The sequence below is a fragment of the Serratia ureilytica genome, from assembly GCF_017309605.1.
Taxonomy (GTDB): domain Bacteria; phylum Pseudomonadota; class Gammaproteobacteria; order Enterobacterales; family Enterobacteriaceae; genus Serratia; species Serratia ureilytica.
Genome location: NZ_CP071320.1, coordinates 1,717,938 through 1,734,273, shown reverse-complemented (window position 1 = coordinate 1,734,273; position 16,336 = coordinate 1,717,938). Strand labels below are relative to the sequence as shown.

Below are 16,336 nucleotides of genomic sequence, written 5' to 3'. Positions count from 1 at the left end.
AATGCCGAAATCCGGTCATGCAACCGCAGCAAGATCCAGGCCAGAGTCGTCAAAAGGCCAAAAACGGCGGCAAATGGCCGTTTATCGGGCGAGGCGCGCCACAACGCAGGGCACGCGTTGCACCACCGGCAGGCAACGGCGCCGCCTCAGCGGGCAATCCGGCGGCGCTGCGCGTGAGGTAAGCGATAAAAGCGAGAAAAAGCAGCAGGTTGGGTAATCTTGCAGCAAACGCGCGCGCCGGGCGTTTTCGCGCTTTACAAGCCGCAACCGCCCCGCTATTATTCGCCCCGTTCAAACGATTCCTCTGTAGTTCAGTCGGTAGAACGGCGGACTGTTAATCCGTATGTCACTGGTTCGAGTCCAGTCAGAGGAGCCATATTTAGAGAAGCCCGCTTAAGGAAACTTAAGCGGGCTTTTTGCCTTTCAGCCGCCGTCAAAAGCTGCGTTTCGCCACCAGATAGGCGCCCGCCACCAGCAACAAGGCGCCGAACAGCGCCGGCAGATTCTCGCGCAGCGCCGCCGGGCCGGCGCGGTAGACGTCCACCAACAGCCCCATGCACAGCTGGCTGGCGACCAGGATCGAAATGGTGGCCGCCGCGCCCAGTTTTTGGTAGCCCAGGATGCCGGCGAACACGAACAGCGATCCCAGCAGCCCCGGCAACAGCATCCACCATTTGGCGGCGCCGGTCACTTCCGCCACCGCGCCGAGGCCGTTTTTGGCCAGCAGCAACCCCACCAGCAGCAACAAACCGACGCTGGAGTTGATCACCAGCGTGATAAGGATGGTCGAGACGCTTTCGGTGATGCGCACCATCAGCAGATTCTGCACCACCAGCCCCATCCCGGCCGCGATCAGCAGTAACAGCATATTCATCGCCCTGTCTCCCGGGATCAGCGCGCGGGCGGCGTCGCCCGTTCGTCGAGCCTCAGTTGCAGGAACGTCAGATCCAACCATTGGCCGAATTTGGCGCCCACCTGTTCCATGCGCCCCACGTCGCGGAATCCCAGCGCCAGATGCAGCTTAATCGAGGCCTGATTGCCGGATTCGATGCCGGCCACCATCACATGTTTGCCGATTTCCCGCGCCCGTGCGATCAGCGCCAGCAGCAGCGCCTTGCCAATCCCTGCGCCGCGATGCGCCTGATGGACATACACCGAATGTTCCACGGTGTGGCGATAACCGTCCCAGGCGCGCCAGTCGCCGAACGACGCGTAGCCGATCGCCTCGTCCTCGGCGTTCACCGCCACCAGCACCGGGTAACCCGCCGCCTGCCGTTCGCCGATCCACGCCGCGCGGTTGGCCGCATCCACGGTTTGTTCATTCCAGATGGCGGTGCTGTTCAACACCGCGTCGTTATAGATAGCGGCAATCGCCGCGCTATCGTTGAACGTCGCATTTCGTATAATCATGGTTTACCCCGGCCAATTGTCCACTATAATACTACGATATGAATATTAAATTAGACAATCTAAATCAGCTGATCGGCGCACGCATTCGCATTGAACGCGAAGCGCGCCACTGGTCGCTGTCCGATTTGGCCGAACGGGCTGGCGTCTCACGGGCGATGGTTCATAAGATCGAACGCGGCGAGAGCAGCCCGACGGCGATGCTGTTGGGCAGACTGGCGGGCGCGTTCGGCCTCAGCATGTCCAAGCTGATCGCCCGAGCGGAAACGCAGGAAGGCCGGCTGCTGCGCCGGGAAGATCAGCCGGTCTGGGTCGATCCCGAGAGCGGTTACGTGCGGCGCCACGTGTCGCCCCGCACCGATTTGCCGCTCGATCTGGTGCGCATCGAACTGCCGGCCGGCGCGGCGATCCCGATGCCGGCTTCGGTGTACGCGTTCAAACGTCAGCTGATCTGGGTCTTATCCGGCGCACTGGTCTTTATCGAGGGTGACGCGCGCCATGAGATGGCCGAGGGAGACTGCCTGGAGCTCGGCCCGCCAGCGGACTGCCGATTTGAAAATCAGAGCGACCAACCGTGCGTGTATATGGTGGCAGTGCTGAGCGCCGCCTGACGGCCGTCTGCCCTAACCCTGCGCCGGGCGGTTATAGCCGGCGCGGAAAAACTTCTCCGCCAACCGGCTGTCGCCGCCGGAGAAGAACTCGCTCATCGGCTCGCTGCCAAGCCCATAGGCGCGGCTGAGCTGCCCGGCCTCGAACGCCGCCCGGTTCTCGTCGCCGCAGCGCTGCGCCAAATGGTGCGCATAGCCGAGCACGAAACCGCGCTTGTAGTCGGAGCAAAAGCGCGACAGCTCCGCCTCGGGTTTCAGGTTGTCCGCTTTTAATCCCGCCAACAGCCCTTTGCCAAAATGATCCCCCATCGGTTCCTCCTTATCACGCAATCGCTATATAACAAAATATACAGCGAATGGGCGAACGCGAACATACTCCCAAAGTTTTACTCGCCGCATAAAAAAGGCCCGCCAAGCGGGCCTCGGCGAGAAGGCGCGATCACAGCGTGAAATTCAACCCTTCGCTGACGGTGTTGCCCAGCGGCAGGCGGCCCGACGGCGCCTCTTTTTCCTGCAGGAAATCCGGCAGGCGGGATTTGTCGCCCGGTTTGCCGATCGCCACCATGGCGTGCACCGCATAGTCGTCCGGCAGCTGCAGCGCCGCCTTAATCTTGTCGTGGTGAATGCCGCTCATGCAGTGGGTCAGCCAGCCTTTCAGGTGCGCCTGATGCGCCAGGTTGGCCCAGGCGGCGCCGGTGTCGAACGCGTGGGTCGGGTTGTCCACCAGCCGCTCGCCGTTCAGGCTGGTGGTTTTGGAGACGATCACCACCAGCGCCGAGGCGTGTTGCGCCCAGCCGCGGTTGAAGTCGATCAGGAACTCCAGGTAGTTCTCCCAGCTGTCGGAGCCGTGCTTGCTGTAGGCAAAGCGCCACGGCTGAATGTTGTAGGCCGAAGGCGACCAGCGCGCCGCTTCAAAGAAGCTCAGCAGCGTTTGATCGTCGATGGCGTCGTTGGTCATCGCGCGCGGCGACCAGCGCTCGATAAATTGCGCATCAATCGGGTAATCGGAGATTCTTGGCTGGCTCATGATAGGTTCTCGCAGTGAAGTAAAAACAAAAGTTCGCTGATATTCCCACAGCTTAGGACGGTAAAACTTTTATTTCGTGCCATTGTCCTGCGGCAATTCCTGCTGCAGCCAGGCCAGAAACGCCCTGACCGGCGGATGCCGCTCGCGCCCCGGCGCGCACAGCACGCTGTATGCGGCGCCCGGTACGCGCACCTCGGGCCGGTACGCCGCCAGCAGGCCGTTGTCCACCATCTCGGACACCATCACCGAACTGGCGAGCACCCACCCTTGCCCGGCCACCGCCGCCTGCAGGGCGTAATGCTCCTCGTGATAGCTGCGCATCGCCGCATGGCGCCGCCACCAATCGACCCCGGCGGCCCGGCACCAGTCATGCCAGCCGCTGTCGTACAGCGCCGAATCCCCCCACTTGACGGTGATCAGCACCGGATTTTCCGGCTCGGCGGCGGCCAGCCCCGGCGCGGCGTAGACGCCAAAGCTTTCCTCCAGCCGCGCCGCCTGATGCAGCGCGGGATAGTGCGCGCGGCTGTAGCGCACCGCCACGTCCACGCTGGCGTCTTGCTGCAGATCGATCACCTCGGCGCAGGCCTCCAGGCGCACCAGATAGTGCGGATACGCCTGATAGAAGCGCCCCAGGCGCGGCACCAGCCACAGCGCCGCGAACGAGTGCGTCACCGAAACGCACAGCGATCCTGCGCTGGGCTGCGGCCGCAGGCCTTCGAGCGTGGCGGCGACGTCCAGCAGCGCGCCGTGCACCCCGGCAAACAGCGTTTCCCCCTTCGGTGTCAGCCGCACGCCGCGCGGCACCCGCTCGAACAGCGCAAACCCCAACTGCTGCTCCAGCGCTTTGATCTGGTGTGATATCGCCGTCGGCGTCACCGCCAGTTCGGCCGCCGCCAGCTTGAAGCTGCGCAGGCGAGCGGCGGATTCGAAGGTGCGTAATGCGTTGACGGGCAGCGTGGCGAACATGGCGAAGCCTCTCCAGGTGAGTTGAATTCATCCTGGCAGAAAAGCCGTCATTTGTCGCCCGCCGGGGTTTGTTTCTAGAGTAAGGCTGAATTCATTTCACACAGAGGAATATGACATGAATGCAACTCATCAACCCAAGCGTTTGGCGGTGCTGGTCGGCAGCCCGCGCCGCGACGGCAACAGCGCCACGCTGGCACAGGCGATCATGGCGGGCGCCGCCGAAGCCGGCACCCTCGCCAGCCTGCATTTTCTCGACGATTACCTGAGCGGTTTTCTGAGCGATGAACGCCATACGCCGCCGCCGGCCGATCGCTACGCCGAGCTGTTCCTGGAGCACTTCCTGCCGGCCGACGGCGCGGTGTTTTGCACGCCGATTTACTGGTACGGCATGTCGGCGCAAACCAAGGCCTTTTTCGATCGCTCGTTCAGCTTCTATTCCAATGCCTACCCTCAGGCGGCGGACGTGCACCAACGCATGAGCGGCAAGCGCATCGGGCTGGCGGTGGCGTCGGAAGAGACCTACCCCGGCGCGGCGCTGGGCATCGTGCATCAGATCCAGGAGTTCAGCCGTTACACCCATTCCGCCTTCGTTGGGCTGGTGCACGGCGCCGGCAACCAGCGCGGCGAGATCGCCCGCGATCCGCGCAACCCGCTGCGGGCCGCCCGCGAGTTGGGGCGCGAGTTCTTCACCCGCCCCTATTCGGATTATCAGATGGACAGCCCGCGCAGCACGCAGGTGTGGGCGGACTGACGCTTGAGTCTGCCGGTAAATCGCACTGTCACCCTCCGGCGGCGATCGCCGCCAGCAGATGACGCGCGACGCTTTCGGCGTGTTCCGCCACCTGCGGCAGCCCCATCAGTTCGCCGAAGCGGCCGCGCGCCGCCGGGCCGGCCACCAGCAGGCGCGGGTTGGCCAGGCCGTCGCCGCCGATCGCCTGGCTGTCAGCATTGACCCACAGCCCCAGCCCCAGCGGATCGGCGCGCAGCGCCCCCTGCTCCGCCAGTGAATGGAGCAAGGGGCTGGCGGCGATCAGCCCGGCATGGGCCGGGCCCGTGGTGATCAGCAGCCGCTGCGCCTGCAGCGCACGCTCTGCGCCTTGGCGCGGCAGAATCGTCAACCTTACGCCCTGCGGCGTTCGCTCCGCTCTACGCAAACGAGCGGCCAATACCTGCAGCGTGCCCGCCGCCTGTTGCTCCGCCAGCAACGTGCTCACCTGCGGCGCAAGGCGATAGCGATGCACGTCCCAATAGGCGCGCAAATGCCGCAGAAAGCGCTGCTGTTCGGTCGGCGTCAACGCTTGCCACAGGCGCTGCCCCTGGGCGCGCACCGCGTCCAACACCGCCTGCCACGGCACCCGTTGCCGAGCGGCGCGCGCCACCTCAAGGCGCACCTGCCGCACCCCATCGCGCAGTCCGGCGGGCGGGGCAAACGACCATGTCGGGTACTCCCCTTCGGCATTGGGGCGCGGCAGCAGGCCGTGACGAGAGAAGGCGGTAATCGGCCCGCGATGCCCGCGGCGGTGCAACGCCGCCACCGTATCGGCCATCGTTAACCCAGTGCCGACGATCGCCAACGCCTCACCGGGTTCAACTTCGTCCAGCGCCTCCGCCGCCCAGGGATTGGCGATCAGACGCGCATCGCGCGCCAGCTCCGGGGCGATCTGCCGCGGCAGCGCGGGCGGCGGATGGCTGGTCGCCAACACCACATAGTCGCCCCACAGCCGTTCGCCGCCGGCGGTGATGACGGTCGCGCCCTGCGCCTGCGGCTGCAGGTGCAGCGCCCGATCGCGCAGGTGCCGCAAGCGGGCCCGGCCCGACTGCGCCGCCTGATGGAAACGTTCCTCGACATAGCGGCCGAAGGCGCCGCGCTGCGGATAGGCTTTACCGTCGCGCCACAACGCCTGCGGATCGGCCGCCAATCCGCCGCCCAGGCGATACCAGCGGTCAAAATCCCCCGCCGGCTCATCCGCCAGCTGCATCCGATCGGCCGGGACGTTGATGCGGTGGGTCGGTTCAGTGGTCGAGTAGGCCACGCCATAGCCCGGCGCCGCGCGCGGTTCGATCACCGTGACATCCACCGCTCCGCGCGCCAGCTGGATCGCCAGCGCCGCGCCGGTGAAACCGCCGCCGATAACGATAATATGGGCACGCTTCGCCATCAGCCCTCCCGCTGCGCCGGGCCGGGACGACGATCGCCGCCGATGGTTTCGCCGAACGGGCCGGTATTGATCGTGCGGGCCGTCTGATGGGCCGGCTGCGCCAGCGGCAACAGCGGCATCACCAGTTCGGCGAAGCGGTGGGCCTCTTCCAGATGCGGATAGCCGGAAAGGATGAAATTGTCGATGCCCAGCGCCTGATACTCGCGTATGCGCGCCGCCACCTGCTGCGGATTGCCCACCAACGCGGTGCCGGCGCCGCCGCGCACCAGGCCGACGCCGGCCCACAGGTTGGGGCCGATGCGCAGACTCTCGCGCGAGCCGCCATGCAGCTCGCTCATGCGGCGCTGGCCGGTGGAGTCCATGCGCGCAAAGATCTGCTGCGCCGCCGCGATGGTGTCGTCATCCAGATGCGCGATCAGGCGCTCGGCCGCCGCCCAGGCTTCGTCTTCGGTTTCGCGCACGATAACGTGCAGACGAATGCCGTAGCTGAGTTTACGTCCCTGCCGCTCGGCGCACTGGCGCACCGCCGCCAGCTTTTCCGCCACCTGAGCCAGCGGCTCGCCCCAGGTCAGGTAGGTGTCGATCTGCCCGGCGGCGATGTCGATCGCTTCCGGCGAGGAGCCGCCGAAATAGAGCGGCGGGCCGTTTTCCTGTACCGGCGGGAACAGCAATTCGGCGCCTTCGACGCGAATATGCTTACCGCTGAAATCCACCTTCTCCCCTTGCAGCAGCCGTTGATACACCGTGAGAAATTCCTGTGTCACCTCGTAGCGTTCGGCATGGCTGAGGAAGATGCCATCCCCTTTGTTTTCCACCGGATCGCCGCCGGTCACCACATTGATCAGCAGGCGCCCGTCCGACAACCGGTCCAGCGTCGCGGCCATGCGCGCCGCCAGGCTCGGCGGCTGCAGGCCGGGGCGCACCGCCACCAGATAGCGCAACCGACGGGTGAGCGGTGCCAGCGCCGCCGCCACCAACCAGGAATCCTCGCAGCTTTTACCGGTTGGGATCAGCACGCCGTAATAGCCGAGGTTATCGGCGGCCAGCGCCACTTGCTGCAAGTAAGGCAAGTCTACCGGGCGCCCGCCCTGCGCCGTGCCCAGATAGCGGCCATCGCCGTGGGTCGGCAGAAACCAGAAAACGTTGATGCGTTCTTTCGCTGACTCAGTCATTTATGCTTTTCCTATATAACTATTCTCAATATTTATCGATAGAAAAATCTTGCTTGGTTATAAAACGAAAAGCAGGATGCATGCCACAGTGGCGGATTTTAAAAAGCAATGCATATCAATGCGTTGAAAAGACATCACCGCCCAAGCGCTGCTGCATTGGCAGCAGGCGGCGGCGAAAAGCTGTTGCCAATGCAGCACCGTGCGCCTTTTACCCTCTCGCGGCCGCTCATGGGCTGGGATAAGATTTTTTTCCCCCTTCGCCGTCAGCCAGGAGACGCCCATGTACGATCCCCAACCGTTCGCCGCCGACAAACCGGTGCTGATCGATCCGGCGTCGCTCGCTCTGCAAAGCGTGCTCGATCGGCTGGCCCCCACCGATGCCACCGTACTGATCGTCGGCGAAACCGGCACCGGCAAAGAGGTGGTGGCGCGCTATCTGCACCACCACAGCGCGCGCCGCCATCGCCCTTTTTTGGCGGTCAACTGCGGCGCGCTGACGGAAAGCCTGGCGGAAGCCGAATTGTTCGGCCATGAGAAAGGCGCCTTCACCGGCGCCGTCGGCACCCATCAGGGCTGGTTCGAAGCGGCGGAAGGCGGCACCCTGCTGCTGGACGAGATCGGCGAACTCAACCTGTCGCTGCAGGTCAAGCTGCTGCGCGTGTTGCAGGAACGGGAAATCACCCGCGTCGGTTCGCGCAAACCGCTGAAGATCGATGTGCGGGTCATCGCCGCCACCCACGTCGATCTGGCCGGCGCAATCCGCCAACGACGCTTCCGCGAAGATCTCTATTACCGGCTGAACGTCGCGGCGGTGACCTTACTCCCGTTGCGCCAGCGGCCGGAGGACATTCCGGCGCTGATCAGACACTTTCTTGCGCTGTACGCCCGCCGGCTGGGACGGCCGCCGCTGCAGTTGACGGTGGAGGCGCAGCAGGCGCTGCTGGACTACCCCTGGCCCGGCAACGTGCGCGAGCTGGAGAACACGCTGCATAATGCGGTCTTGCTGAGCCAGGAGGGGCCGATCGCCCCGCAGCAACTGCGGCTCACGCAACGCCTGACGGATCACGGCGGCGGCGGTGACGACGCCATCGATCGCTTCGTGCAGCAGCAGTTACAAGGCGACGGTATCCAGCTCTACCAACGGGTGCTGGATGCGCTGGTGCGCAACGCCTTCGAACGCAGCGGCGGCAACCAGCTGCAGGCGGCGGCCTTGCTCGGCGTCAGCCGCAATACCCTGCGCACCCATTTGGCGCATCTTGGCCTGATCAAACCGCGCCGCCGCAGCGTCGGCGCGCCCGCGCATTCGCCGGCCATCAGCGCAGCGCCGCTGCCCGAACGCGAACTGCGCATCGGCTATCAAAAATTTGGCAACCTCGGCGTGCTCAAGGCGCGGCAAAGCCTGGAACAGCACTTCGCCGCACAGCGCATCAGCGTACTGTGGAGCGAGTTTCCCGCCGGGCCGCAGCTGCTGCACGCGCTCGACGGCGATGAAATAGACTTCGGCACCACCGGCGAAGTGCCGCCGATCTTCGCGCAGGCGCAGGGCAACGCGCTGGTGTATGTCGGGTTTGAGCCGCCGGCGCCGCAAAGCGTGGCGATGGTGGTGCCGCAAGACAGCCCGATACGCAGCGCCGCCGATCTGCGCGGCAAACGCATCGCGCTCAACAAAGGCTCCAACGTGCACTATTTATTGCTGCAGATGTTGGACGAACAGGGACTGACGTTGAACGATGTGCGCATCGTCTATGCGCCGCCGAAGTATCCGCTGTCGGCGACCGACCTGCAGGCGGTGGACGCCTGGATGATGTGGGATCCGCTGCTCAGCGACGCGCAGCGCAGCGGGGAACTGCGCGTGATCGCCGACGGCACCCAACGGGTGCTCAATCAGCAATTCTATCTGGCGCGCCGCGAGTTCGCCGAGCGCTCGGGCGATCTGTTGCAGCCGCTGATGCAAGCATTGCAGCACACCGGCCGCTACATTGCCGCGCAGCCGAGAGAAGCCGCTCGTCACCTTTCCGACGAACTGGGGCTGGCGAGCGCCTCGCTGGAACTCGCGCTGTCGCGCCGCAGCCACGAGATCCGCGCCATGGATTTGCAGGTGATCCGCCAGCAGCAAAGCATCGCCGACCGCTTCTACGCCCTGGGGCTGTTGCCCAAAGCGATCGCCGTGCGCGAGGCGGTTTGGCCGCTGGGATCTTAGCCTGGCTTCGGAGGGCGCAGCATCGGCCGCCCTTTCTCCTCTGCGCACAAACTCATATCGCCGTCGGAGCCGGGCGGTAATGCCAATGCCGCAAAGACATTTTTAGGTAAAATATACCGCCGATGTCAGTGCTAGGATTAATTCGCTATCATTTTATGTGCACTTTCAATTAACGTTACCCTGTTATTTTCGCATTCGCCGGTCGTCACGACCGGCTTTTTTATTTCCCCGCTTCCCTGCCAAAAATATCGTTTTTTGGTAAAAAAAAGCGCGCCAGGTAGGATTACATAGCAACTGCATGGCCTTATTTCCCGTGTAGGGCCGTGCATCTCAGAGAGATTGTCGATGTTTCATTGGCCGGCGTTAATCGCCGGCTTTTTTTATCTTCATTTCATGACGCCTGCGCGTCGCAGGCCTCACGTCTTATTGCCAAAGAGGATGCGCGCATGCCGAGTCCATTGTTCCGTGAGATAACACTTTTCGGTAAAGACAAAACCTCAACGCGCGCTATTATTTAATTGTAGTGTTGTCATACCTATTGAATACCCCATGCTTACCGACCCTCGCGGTCGGTTTTTTTTCTTCTTCACCAACCGTTCCGTTGGCGGCAACAGGCTTATGGGGCGTTGACGGGAGGGCGCCATCAAAATATCGATGGCATAACCCAAGCTTTCCGTTGTGATCAGGCAACCTGCTGCCGCGCGCGATAAACAGAGCTCATTTTATCGGGATGAAATACCACATGCTGACATTTTCCTTTTCACCGGGGCAGTGATCGTGAATTTTAAAGATTACGCTTTGCGTGATGAAGATATCCAGGGAAGCCAACACCCCCTCATAGAGCGATAGGATGAACTCGTTTTCGCTCATCTTTTTTTCATTGCGTCTGATCGCAATGTACTTTGCCGATGCGTTGTACAGGCTACAGGTTATTGGATTCTTTACGTTTACCTTCATCTGCCCCCGGCTGATTACCGGCGAAAGCAGTTGCACGATCCTTTTATTCTCGTAATACTCATGCAAATTCAAGTACACGATGCTGCTGGGGAAAGGCTCTTTATCGAAGCCAATAATCGGTTGATAATTGAGAAAAGGCCAATCGCGCAGGGTTCTGAATGTTCTCGGCGGGCAACCGAATTGATTTGAAAACGCACGGCTAAATGATTGCTGAGAACTAAACCCGGAGAGCAACGCGATTTCATAGATCTTCATATCGGTACATTTCAGCAATAACGTCGCGCGGCTTAGTCTGCGCTTTCTGATATAGGTCCCTATCTTCATCCCTTCATACAAATAGAACATCCGCTGTAAATGCCCGATGGAATACCCTGACTTAATGGATAGCGCCCTTATTGATACATGGCTTTGTGTATCAATGGCTTTTTCAATGATAGCGATTATCTCATCTAAAATATTGCGTCTGAACTTGTTAGAACAATCCATAGTAAAGCCTGTCATCTTGCTATTTTTATTATTGAATGCATCTCTCTTCTTGCGGAACCAAAAGCTGTCCGGCTTGCTTTCTTTCGAAGAATGGCATTCCCATATCCGTTCAAATATATCCACGCATCACGTTGCACAAAAATCATTTCCAGGGCGAAAGATGCCGATTCACCTCTCGCACAAGATGAGATTCACAAAGAAGTCGTGTGGAAAAACGCTGATAAACCACGGACGCCAAGACAGAACAACGCTCAGCGTTTATTCTGCCTCAAAAAACGCAGACCACAGCCAGAAGATAAATAGCAAACGCTATTTCTCGTGAAAATACCCCCCTCATACTCCTCCCTGAATGTCATTATCCTTGATACCCCCTTGGATTAACCATTATTTAATTGCGCAATCCCCTGCCTGGCCTATTTGCCGCTTAACCACCCACTCTTAAACATAGAATAGTTAATTATTTCGATTCGAAAAGATGTTACTGTCAATAAATTGACAGCCATATAGAGTTTTTATCTATCAATGAGCAAAAAATGTGCTCCAACCGCCTTGATTCATTCATACAAACTCATAAAAATCAATAAATTAATACACTTAAAATGTATCCCTGCACTTTCTCCTTCTTCGCCATACGCTGCTATTTGGTAAATGACACTTTTAAGTACATTTTTTTTAATTTACCGCGTTAATATTGCAAGCGTTCTATACTCAGGATATTTCCTAAAAGAACGGATAAATTGGGGGCTTATCGCTGAATACCGATAACGCGTTATTTTACCCAACGCAACCATTAGGCAGATAACTAAAAGGGAGCTCCTGCATGTTTATAACCAAAGTCATTGAGGAGCTGCTCGCCTGGGTGGAAGAAAGTGGGTTCAATGAGAAGCTCACCGTTGAGATGCTGTCAGAAAAAAGCGGATATTCACGCGGGCATATCCAAAAAGCGTTTAAAGATGAAACAGGGATGACTTTCGGGAGCTATGTGAGGGGCAGAAAACTCATTCGCGCCGCATTTATGTTGAAAGCGACGAACCTCTCTATTTCCGATATCGTTAAAGCGCTGAACTTTCAGTCATATCAATCCTTTGAACGGGCGTTTCGCAAGCAATTCAGAACCTCGCCGATGCAGTATCGCAAAAGTAAATCGTGGGACGTATCCTCCGCCATCCCATTGCTGTTTCTCGACGGCATTCCCGAGCATCGCTATGTGCACCTGCCAAAATTTTTCGACGATTCAGGGGATGGCGTTGATGCAGAGATAGATCACTTCCATCCTGCGGTTTCCGCGCTGCGATTGGCGGCAATTGATAACATGAAAAAAACGGATAGCGGCGTGATTAACTTTTTCAATTTTGGCGCGAGCATCAAGAAAGAGAATTACGTCAGCATCTATTTGAAGACCCTCTATATTTCTGAAGAAGACTGTCTTGGCAGCGTGCTTGCCTCTCTGGCCGACGCCCAGGGAAAAAAAGACATGCAACTTTATGCAGAGTTCAGTTATGACGGCGCAAGCGATGAGGCGCAAAAATTCACGCAAAGTATCTACACCAAATCATTCCCGATAAATAAAGTTGGCATGATCGATCGCTTTCTCATTGAAATTATCACCCCCAAAGGCGGCGATAGAATAGAGATGAAGACCTATATCCCCATTGTCTTCCCTATCAAGCGCAGAGAGAAAGAGGTAGCGCCAGGGCCAGCGCGGTAACCCTGTCACTATCGGCGTTGCCATTTATTAAAAAGGGTAATGATTTATATTAAACAATAAAGATTTATGCTGAATTTAGGCTCAAAACCACTCATTACCCACTCGCTGCAAAGCGCCAACTTTAAGACTTATCTAATTGGAAAACACGTCAATATCGCCATGAAGATCGCGCCAAGATGAGTTCTTCTCGCCCCCACAAGGAATTACCGCTTATCCGTTAAGCGTTGACTTCGATATGACTTACGTACCAAAACCTTAAATATCAATGTGTTACCCACATTTGCTTTTTGTGCGGCCGATTGGATAACTTATTGTTTTTATTCTATTTGCACTAAATACCCCGCCTGAGCGCAACCGGCATTTTTCGCTTTATCCCGCCCGCACGCTTGTAGACATCCCCAGGTAGTGACGATATTTTATTTCTACGAGACTTATTTTTACGGGTGCTATCAATATGCCTTAAACAAGAATAAAGCGCGTCAGGAAAATAGAATTATGAGTATTCAAGTATGGTCTAAAAACCTAAAAAAACACTATCCTAATGTTAATGTTGAAAAAGTCACCGTCGGCGAACGCGGGAAAGGTTATATTGTCTATGTCGATGGGGAAAGAATGGCATTAAATCATTTTTTTCGCCGTTTCTATCGACACCGGCTTGATAAAGAATGATGTTTCACCCTGAACTCAACGCAGGGTAAACCTCTACGCAACCTCGTGATTAAAAGCAATTTCGCATTCATCATCACTCTAAATAATTAGTCCAGAGAGGCTCTTTCATTCAATGCGCTTATCACTGCAATAAAATATCGGATTGCCCAGCGCACCCAAAACCGTATCTCTGCGAGACGGTTACAACCCGGTATTAAATAAAAATGTTGATGGTTATTTTTATCGCGCGCGTTCTGTCATCGCCCAATAAAAACCCCTTATCTTGGTCTGGCGACTGATCCAAGCCGCAATGGCCACTGTTGAAATGGATATCAAAACGACAACTCAATGCCCCTAAAGCGTTAAAGAATAAAAAGTCTCAAGGCGGGACATGCCTTGCCTTTCGCGCCGGCATTTTCACGCGTTGGCAGCGATGGGATGGTGATCCAATGTGGATTTAAAAGTCAAAGGAAAACATATGATTAGAACATCGTTTGGTAAGAGAGCCGCAATAATCACGTTCTTTTGCTTGCTGGTTTTTTCTGGCGTCGCGTTAACCGTGGGGGGAATTTGGCTGATCGCCCTCGGCGGATCGTTCTACTATGCCATTACCGGGATAGGCTACATCGCCGCCGCAGTGCTGGTCCTCAAGCGCAGCAAATCGGCTTGTTACTTAACCGGCCTGCTGTTTTTGATGACGGTGCTGTGGGCGCTTTGGGAATCGGGGCTTAACTACTGGGCATTGTTCCCTCGTCTGCTGGTGCCCGCCGGCCTCTCTATTATCGCCGCGTTTTTACTTCCCTCGTACCTGCACGGCGCCAAGAGTCAAAAGCAGGCTTACATCGCCGGTTCGGCATTATCCGTGGCCTTTGTCGCTTTCTTTATCGGCGCCTTCTTTCCCCATGGCGAAATTACCCCTGCTGGCGACGTGACGTTTATCGAGAGCAAAAGCGACAATGCGCCTGCCGATTGGAGCGCCTATGGCCGCACGACGGAAGGAACGCGCTACGCGCCGTTCAATCAGGTGAACCGTTCAACCGTCAAAGATCTGAAACTCGCCTGGGTGTATCGCACCGGCGATTTCCGGCCGGGCGTGGACCAAAATACCCCGCTCGCGATTGATGATGTGGTGTATAGCTGCACGCCCAACGGTCTTATCACCGCTATCGATGCCGATACGGGTAAAGCGCGCTGGAAATTTGACTCGCATTCCACCTCCCCCGTTTGGCAACGCTGCCGCGGGCTTGGCTACTACAAAAATGAGGATGTTGCGCCAGGCGCTCTGTGCGAGAAAACGATCGTTCACACCACGATCGATGCCCGCCTCATTGCGCTGGATGCCAAAACGGGCCAGAAATGCCCCGCCTTCGGTCAAAACGGTGAGGTGAATCTCGGCCAGCATATGGGGGAAGTCAAACCGGGTTATTACTTCCAAACCTCGGCGCCGACCATCGCCAGAGGGAAGATTATCGTCGGCGGCTGGGTTATCGATAACGTAATGAAAGGCGAGCCTTCCGGCGTCATCAGGGCGTTCGACGCCAAAACCGGCGAGTTGGACTGGGCGTGGGACTTAGGCAATCCGGGCATCACCAAGGCGCCGCCGGCCGGAAGCACCTATACGCGCGGCACGCCGAATATGTGGACCACCGCCGCCTATGACGACAAATTAGGCTTGTTGTATGCGCCGCTTGGCAATGCAACGCCCGACTATTACGGCATGAATCGCCCGGAAAATTCGGATGAGTACAACTCTGCCCTGGTCGCCATTGATATTGAAACAGGCCGTGAGCGCTGGAAATTCCAAACCACGCATCACGACATTTGGGATTATGACCTCGCGTCCCAACCCGCGCTGGTAGACGGTTTTGATGAGCAACATCGCCCGGTGCCCGCCCTTTTGCTCGGCACCAAACGCGGGCAGATTTTCTACCTGAACCGGGAGACCGGCAAACCGCTGGCGCAGGTTGAAGAGAAAGCCGTGCCGACGCAAGGCGCCGCAGAGGAAGAGCGCCTCTCGCCAACCCAGCCGTTCTCCGTCGGCATGCCGACCATTGGTGCCGAACGCCTGACCGAAGAAAAAATGTGGGGCACCACCCTGTTTGACCAGATGGCCTGCCGCATCCTGTTCAAACAGATGAATTACCAGGGCGACATGACCCCGATCGGCACCCGCCCAACGCTCGAGCAGCCCGGCAATTTAGGCGGACTCAACTGGGGGAGCATGTCGATTGATCCTGTGAACCATATGGCTTACATGAACGATGTGCGCATCCCGAATGTGTTTTGGTTAGTGGCGCGCGACAGCTATGAACGCGTCGCGAAGCAGTACCCGCAAAAAGTGATCGATGGCCACGGGCCTTCTCCCATGATCGGCACGCCATACGGCATGATCACGTTGATGTGGATGTCGCCGCTCGAAGTGCCTTGCAACCAACCCCCTTACGGCACGATCACCGCCGTCGATTACAAAAACAAAAAGATCGCCTGGCAGATACCGGCCGGCACCGCCGAAAAAATGGGGCCGCTGGGCATCAGATCGCACCTGCCGATGCCGGTTGGCATGCCCACCTACGCGGGCACCATGACGACCGCCGGCGGCCTGGTCTTCTTCGCCGGCTTCCAGGACTATTATCTGCGCGCCTATAACAGCAGCACCGGCAAAGAAGTCTGGAAATATGCGCTGCCGGTCGGCGCGAGCGCGACGCCGATGAGCTACGTTTCGCCTAAAACCGGCAAGCAATACATCGTTATTGTGGTCGGCGGCGCCGCACATTCGTCAGAAACCGGCGATTACGTGATGGCGTTTGCGCTGCCTTAACCCTTTGCCCCGTTTGCCTGCGCCATTCCACAGGCAAGCGGGGCGAAGACCGGCTTTGCTCAACTGCGCTTTCTTTATCGACAGCGGCCGCCGTGGCCGCTGCTCAGCCTTGGCCGACGAGCCCGCCTGAGGCGGCGGCATGCAGAAAAACCGTTTGATAACGGCGAGAAAAATTAAATC

Annotated in this window: 15 protein-coding genes and 1 tRNA gene; 7 read left to right on the top strand and 9 right to left on the bottom strand. The window is 58.4% G+C overall.

The features are described from left to right. The first annotated feature begins 300 nt into the window (after positions 1 to 300). Positions 301 to 376, top strand: a tRNA-Asn gene (locus J0X03_RS08035). Between the two features lie 57 nt (positions 377 to 433). Here J0X03_RS08035 and J0X03_RS08030 read toward each other — a convergent pair. Together J0X03_RS08030 and J0X03_RS08025 are read right to left on the bottom strand one after the other, a co-directional pair. Beyond that, positions 434 to 874, bottom strand: coding sequence for a DMT family transporter (locus J0X03_RS08030; protein ID WP_033651828.1), 441 nt, complete (start codon positions 872 to 874; stop codon positions 434 to 436). Positions 875 to 891: 17 nt separating this feature from the next. After that, complete coding sequence (locus J0X03_RS08025) at positions 892 to 1,410, bottom strand: GNAT family N-acetyltransferase (RefSeq protein ID WP_072627357.1); 519 nt, start codon at positions 1,408 to 1,410, stop codon at positions 892 to 894. 38 nt (positions 1,411 to 1,448) lie between these two features. On the opposite strand from J0X03_RS08025, the gene J0X03_RS08020 reads away from it, so the two are divergent. Further along, positions 1,449 to 2,018 (top strand): helix-turn-helix domain-containing protein, encoded by a 570-nt coding sequence (locus J0X03_RS08020; RefSeq protein ID WP_033643689.1) that lies wholly within the window; start codon positions 1,449 to 1,451, stop codon positions 2,016 to 2,018. A 12-nt stretch (positions 2,019 to 2,030) separates the two neighbouring features. Here J0X03_RS08020 and J0X03_RS08015 read toward each other — a convergent pair whose 3' ends face one another. The 3 genes from J0X03_RS08015 to J0X03_RS08005 form a co-directional block, all read right to left on the bottom strand. Next, the gene (locus J0X03_RS08015; RefSeq protein ID WP_033643690.1) at positions 2,031 to 2,324 is read right to left on the bottom strand and encodes a DUF2623 family protein; all 294 of its coding nucleotides are present in this window, start codon (positions 2,322 to 2,324) and stop codon (positions 2,031 to 2,033) included. Positions 2,325 to 2,454: 130 nt separating this feature from the next. Next, positions 2,455 to 3,042, bottom strand: a complete 588-nt coding sequence (locus J0X03_RS08010; RefSeq protein WP_033643691.1) for a nitroreductase family protein — start codon at positions 3,040 to 3,042, stop codon at positions 2,455 to 2,457. A gap of 69 nt (positions 3,043 to 3,111) precedes the next feature. Then, positions 3,112 to 4,008: a LysR substrate-binding domain-containing protein gene (locus J0X03_RS08005; protein WP_033643692.1), complete on the bottom strand. Its 897-nt coding sequence runs from the start codon at positions 4,006 to 4,008 to the stop codon at positions 3,112 to 3,114. Between the two features lie 115 nt (positions 4,009 to 4,123). Here J0X03_RS08005 and J0X03_RS08000 point away from each other — a divergent pair, with 115 nt between their 5' ends. Further along, positions 4,124 to 4,759, top strand: a complete 636-nt coding sequence (locus J0X03_RS08000) for a flavodoxin family protein (RefSeq protein ID WP_033651832.1) — start codon at positions 4,124 to 4,126, stop codon at positions 4,757 to 4,759. A gap of 28 nt (positions 4,760 to 4,787) precedes the next feature. Here J0X03_RS08000 and J0X03_RS07995 read toward each other — a convergent pair whose 3' ends face one another. From J0X03_RS07995 to J0X03_RS07985, 3 genes are read right to left on the bottom strand one after another with little or no spacing between them, the layout of a single operon-like run. Beyond that, on the bottom strand, positions 4,788 to 6,167 hold the full coding sequence (locus J0X03_RS07995) for an FAD/NAD(P)-binding protein (protein WP_160204400.1): 1,380 nt from the start codon (positions 6,165 to 6,167) through the stop codon (positions 4,788 to 4,790). After that, positions 6,167 to 7,339 (bottom strand): FMNH2-dependent alkanesulfonate monooxygenase, encoded by a 1,173-nt coding sequence (gene ssuD, locus J0X03_RS07990; protein ID WP_047574561.1) that lies wholly within the window; start codon positions 7,337 to 7,339, stop codon positions 6,167 to 6,169. Before ssuD ends, J0X03_RS07995 begins: the two co-directional genes overlap by 1 nt. Before the next feature lie 57 nt (positions 7,340 to 7,396). Further along, a complete protein-coding gene (locus J0X03_RS07985) occupies positions 7,397 to 7,621 on the bottom strand; it encodes a hypothetical protein (protein WP_139120308.1) in 225 nt (74 codons plus the stop codon). On the opposite strand from J0X03_RS07985, the gene J0X03_RS07980 reads away from it, so the two are divergent. Next, entirely contained in the window at positions 7,620 to 9,539 is a 1,920-nt protein-coding gene (locus J0X03_RS07980; RefSeq protein WP_160204401.1) for a sigma-54-dependent Fis family transcriptional regulator, read from the top strand. The genes J0X03_RS07985 and J0X03_RS07980 overlap by 2 nt on opposite strands. Before the next feature lie 717 nt (positions 9,540 to 10,256). On the opposite strand, the gene J0X03_RS07975 is transcribed toward J0X03_RS07980, so the two are convergent. Next, positions 10,257 to 11,105, bottom strand: a complete 849-nt coding sequence (locus tag J0X03_RS07975) for a helix-turn-helix domain-containing protein (protein WP_223524802.1) — start codon at positions 11,103 to 11,105, stop codon at positions 10,257 to 10,259. Positions 11,106 to 11,802: 697 nt separating this feature from the next. Here J0X03_RS07975 and J0X03_RS07970 point away from each other — a divergent pair. The 3 genes from J0X03_RS07970 to J0X03_RS07960 all read left to right on the top strand — a co-directional run bounded on the left by J0X03_RS07970 (position 11,803) and on the right by J0X03_RS07960 (position 16,156). Beyond that, positions 11,803 to 12,690, top strand: a complete 888-nt coding sequence (locus J0X03_RS07970) for a helix-turn-helix domain-containing protein (RefSeq protein WP_089197211.1) — start codon at positions 11,803 to 11,805, stop codon at positions 12,688 to 12,690. Between the two features lie 495 nt (positions 12,691 to 13,185). After that, a complete protein-coding gene (locus J0X03_RS07965; RefSeq protein WP_154219870.1) occupies positions 13,186 to 13,359 on the top strand; it encodes a hypothetical protein in 174 nt (57 codons plus the stop codon). Positions 13,360 to 13,816: 457 nt separating this feature from the next. Continuing rightward, positions 13,817 to 16,156 (top strand): membrane-bound PQQ-dependent dehydrogenase, glucose/quinate/shikimate family, encoded by a 2,340-nt coding sequence (locus J0X03_RS07960; RefSeq protein ID WP_116286324.1) that lies wholly within the window; start codon positions 13,817 to 13,819, stop codon positions 16,154 to 16,156. The last annotated feature ends 180 nt before the right edge of the window (positions 16,157 to 16,336 follow it).